The sequence below is a fragment of the Methylobacterium sp. WL119 genome (genome assembly GCF_008039875.1).
In the GTDB taxonomy this organism is placed as follows: Bacteria; Pseudomonadota; Alphaproteobacteria; order Rhizobiales; family Beijerinckiaceae; genus Methylobacterium.
In genome coordinates, this window is record NZ_VRUU01000193.1 from 1 (window position 1) to 3,467 (window position 3,467).

A 3,467-nucleotide genomic window follows, 5' to 3' on the forward strand; every position below is an offset into this window, starting at 1 on the left:
AAGACCAGCCAGATCCTGCCCTGGCACCGCACCGGCTACACCTTCATCAAGCGCGAGAGCCAGGACGCCGTCGCCTGGGTCTCCCTCGGCGGCGTCACCTCCCCGGTCACCACCGCCAACCGCTGAGATCGGCGGCGACGTCCCGAAACGGGATGGCCTCGCAGTCGGGGCGTTGATGAAACCTTCACCGCGTCGGCGCGACGCTCCGGGATCGGAGCCGCCCACCCCGACGCCCATGATGTTCCGTTCCATCCCGAAATCGTTGCTCGCCGCGGGCCTGCTCGTCGCGCTCGCCGCCGTGCTGCCGGCGCGGGCCGGCGAGGCCGGGACGCGCTACGCCTCCTGGCACGGCTGCCTCGACCGGCATTTCGGTCTGCGCGCCGCGATCGGAAGCCGGCTCCTGGCGGCCGACGCGGCGATCGGCGCCTGCCGCGCGCCCGAGCGGGCCTACCTCGCCGCCCTCGCCGCCTCGCCGCTGCTCGATGCCGACGACGCCGAGCAGGCCCGCGCCGCCCTGGTCGCGCGGGCGCGGGCCCGGCTGCTCGGGCAGCGCGCCGCGCTCTGACGCCGCCGATCCTTCGAGAGAACGGTCTTCGCAAACGACACCGCACGCCGCGCCGGATCGCGGCGCGCGTGCGGTGTCGGTTCGCTCGCCACGCCGCGCCTTTCCCGCTCACGCGTCCGGCAAATGCCGGCCCGAGCGGCGTGGGCCGGTCGTTGGGCGCCGCAGGGAAGCGGAGGGAGGGGGAGCGGAGGCAGAGGGAGCGGAGGGAGGCGCGATCCGCCCGTCCGGCACGACCTGCCCGACGGCACGCAGGTCTCCGGCGAGACCGGGTCTGCCGATGGGGCTCGGATCGTGCCGGAGCGGGCGCGAGGCCGCCTCGGCCTCAGGCGGCGTCGGCCTTGCGGGACTGGCTGCCCTTCACGGCGGAGGTCGCAGCCTTGCGGCCGCGGCGGGCGGGGGCGGGCGCCGCCTCCTCGACCTCCTCGGGGGCCTCGGCGGGGGTCGAGCGGCCGGGCTGGCCGAGGCCGAGGCTCTTGGCGAGCGCCGAGCGCTGGGCCGAATAGTTCGCCGAGGTGGTGGGGTAGTCAGCCGGCAGGCCGTAGCGGTCGCGGTAGCTGTGCGGGTCGAGGCCGTGCTTGGTCAGGTGGCGCTTCAGCGTCTTGTAGGACTTGCCGTCGATGAAGCTGACCAGCCCGTCGGGGCGGATCGACTTGCGGATCTGCGCGGGGCTGGGCTTCTCGACCGTCTCGGCCGCGACGGGGGTCGTTCCGGAGCCGACGTTGTTCAGCGCCTCGTGAATGCTGGCGATGAGCGTCGGCAGTTCCGTGATCGGCACGGAGTTGTTCGACACGTAGGCCGCGACGACGTCGACGGTCCGCTCGATATACTCGTTGCTGGTCTGTGCCGACGGTGTAGTTTCAGACATACGTCCGTTCCTTGCCTGTTCCTTGATGGGTCCCCACCCGCAGGAATTATGATGTTTGGCAGAGAAAGCAAGGATGTCGGAGCGGTTATCGGTGCTCAACACACGAACAAGTGTGGATCTTGCCTGCCGTGCTTCGGCGCTATCCGTGCAACCGACCCGGCATCCGCAGCAATGCAGTGCTCAGCGCCGCGCGAAATCTCTGCAACTGCGGAGGGCGGGATTCCGCTGTTGCCCGAACCCGTTACAGCGCCCGCGCGCGGGCGGGGCGGGCGGGCCAAATGCTGGACGGATGCGTCTTGCGCGACCGCCGGCCCGGGCGACGGCTTTATGTCCAAACCGGAGGTCTGCGCAATGGTGGATAAAAGTGTCGCACCAAGATCAATGGCCTGGGATATTTTGAATTCACGCGTACCGGTATAGACATACTAAGTATCGCGATGATGTTCTCGCGGCCGGGCGTGGGAACGGATGCCTCGGGCCGGAGGATCCCGCCGCGCCGACGGTGCTCGAACCTCAGGGATCAAGCATCCGAGGGCCGGCCCGGTCCTCGCGCGAGGCATTCGCGGCGCGCGGCCGGCGGGCGCATCTCCGGGACACAGTCGCTTCGCGCGACGCCGGTGCCGACGGACAGTCTTGCGGTGCCGACAGGCGCGCTCGGCGGCAGGGTTCGCTCAGCGGAAGGTCTTGCGCGGATCGAACGCGTCGCGCACCGCCTCGCCGGCGAAGACCAGCAGGCTCAGCATCGCGGCGATCACCAGGAAGCCGGACAGGCCGAGCCAGGGCGCGGTGAGGTTGTCCTTGCCCTGGGCCAGCAGCTCGCCGAGCGAGGGCGAGCCGGGCGGCAGGCCGAAGCCGAGGAAGTCGAGCGAGGTCAGGGTGGTGATCGAGCCGTTGAGGATGAACGGCAGGAAGGTCAGCGTCGCCACCATGGCGTTGGGCAGCAGGTGCACCGTCATGATGCGGACGTTCGACAGGCCGAGCGCGCGGGCCGCCCGCACGTACTCGAAGTTGCGGGCGCGTAGGAACTCGGCGCGCACCACGCTGACCAGCGCCACCCACGAGAACAGCAGCATGATCCCGAGCAGCACGAAGAAGCCCGGCGCGATGAAGGCCGAGATGATGATGATCAGGTAGAGGGTCGGGATGCCGCCCCAGACCTCGATGAAGCGCTGGAACGACAGGTCGACCCAGCCGCCGAAATAGCCCTGCACCGCGCCGGCGACCACGCCGATCAGCGAGGAGACGGCGGCCAGGATCAGCCCGAACAGCACCGAGATGCGGAAGCCGTAGATCACGCGGGCGAGCACGTCGCGCGTGGTGTTGTCGGTGCCGAGCCAGTGCCAGGGAATGCTGGCGCAGCCCTTCCCCGGCACCGTCTCGGCGGCGTGGCACTGCGCGTCGGTGAGCATCCAGGTCGGCGGCGAGGGCGAGGGCGTCGGCAGCCCGTCGTTGATGGTGTCGTAGGAGAACGGGATCGGCGGCCAGATCGCCCAGCCGTTCTCGGCGATCTCCCTGGCGATCTCGGGGGTGCGGTAGTCGGTCCGCGCCAGGAAGCCGCCGAACTTCTCCTCCGGGTAGTCGATCAGCACCGGGAACAGCCACTCGCCCTTGTAGGAGGCGACGATCGGCCGGTCGTTGGCCAGGATCTCGGCGAACAGGCTGACGACGAACAGCGCCAGGAAGATCAGGAACGAGACGTAGCCGAGCCGGTTGCGGCGGAAGTTCTCGAGCCGGCGCCGGTTGAGCGGCGACAGCCCGCCGCGGCGGGGCGCGAGCGGCCGCGCCTCGGGCAGGCCCTCGCTCGGCCGCAGCACGATCGGCTGCGCCCCGGGCATCGGCGCGGGCACGGCGTCGCCCTCGGGGGGCCGGGCGATCTCGTTCATCGCGGGCTGCTCCGCAAGTGGGGCGCGAAGTGGGTCGTAGGGTGCGCGCGATTTCCCTCCCCCCGACGGATCTCGGGCTTGCCCGAGATCCGCACCCCGTGTGCCCCAGTCGGGCAGGCCCGACTGGGGTGCGGGGCAGGGGACCCTGCGCAGC

General features: G+C 70.7%; 3 protein-coding genes and 1 pseudogene. 2 read left to right on the plus strand and 2 right to left on the minus strand.

The window, feature by feature from the left end:
- Together FV227_RS28125 and FV227_RS28130 are read left to right on the plus strand one after the other, a co-directional pair.
- Positions 1–126: pseudogene (locus tag FV227_RS28125) on the plus strand (transglutaminase-like cysteine peptidase); the annotation flags it as partial.
- A gap of 109 nt (positions 127–235) precedes the next feature.
- Positions 236–565 carry a hypothetical protein gene (locus tag FV227_RS28130; RefSeq protein WP_243984111.1) on the plus strand — a complete coding sequence of 110 codons (330 nt, stop codon included), beginning with the start codon at positions 236–238 and terminating at the stop codon, positions 563–565.
- Between the two features lie 322 nt (positions 566–887).
- Here FV227_RS28130 and FV227_RS28135 read toward each other — a convergent pair whose 3' ends face one another.
- Both FV227_RS28135 and FV227_RS28140 read right to left on the minus strand, forming a co-directional pair.
- Entirely contained in the window at positions 888–1,430 is a 543-nt protein-coding gene (locus FV227_RS28135) for a MucR family transcriptional regulator (protein WP_147860436.1), read from the minus strand.
- A 671-nt stretch (positions 1,431–2,101) separates the two neighbouring features.
- Positions 2,102–3,313, minus strand: coding sequence for an ABC transporter permease (locus FV227_RS28140; RefSeq protein WP_147729747.1), 1,212 nt, complete (start codon positions 3,311–3,313; stop codon positions 2,102–2,104).
- Positions 3,314–3,467: the final 154 nt, after the last annotated feature.

Excerpts from the sequence above, each read along its gene's own strand:
- FV227_RS28140 (WP_147729747.1), bottom strand. The coding sequence starts at position 3,313 with ATGAACGAGATCGCCCGGCCCCCCGAGGGCGACGCCGTGCCCGCGCCG.
- FV227_RS28130 (WP_243984111.1), top strand. The coding sequence starts at position 236 with ATGATGTTCCGTTCCATCCCGAAATCGTTGCTCGCCGCGGGCCTGCTC.
- FV227_RS28135 (WP_147860436.1), bottom strand. The coding sequence starts at position 1,430 with ATGTCTGAAACTACACCGTCGGCACAGACCAGCAACGAGTATATCGAG.